Origin of the sequence: Desulforhabdus sp. TSK (genome assembly GCF_022836495.1) — a bacterium.
GTDB lineage: Bacteria > Desulfobacterota > Syntrophobacteria > Syntrophobacterales > Syntrophobacteraceae > Desulforhabdus.
In genome coordinates, this window is record NZ_BQXM01000282.1 from 1 (window position 1) to 255 (window position 255).

The 255-nt window shown below is 62.0% G+C and carries 1 pseudogene; it reads left to right on the plus strand.

From position 1 onward, the window contains the following. Window positions 1–14: 14 nt before the first annotated feature. Window positions 15–255 (plus strand): annotated as a pseudogene (locus MWC30_RS22400) (NADH-quinone oxidoreductase); the annotation flags it as partial.

Here is a 255-nt window from a genome sequence, read left to right on the forward strand (position 1 = left end):
AGGGGAGCGTCGTATTGACGAAGCTCGAGGAGCTGGTGAACTGGTCGAGGAAGTACTCCTTTTTTCAGTACCCGTTCGTGACGGCGTGCTGCGGGATGGAGTTCATGTCCGTGGCGGGCCCCAAGTACGACCTGGACCGGTTCGGCGCGGCGCTGCCGCGTTTTTCACCGAGGCAGGCGGACCTTCTCATGGTGGTGGGGACGATCAGCCACAAGCAGGCGCCCATCCTGGTGAAGGTGTACAACCAGATGGCGG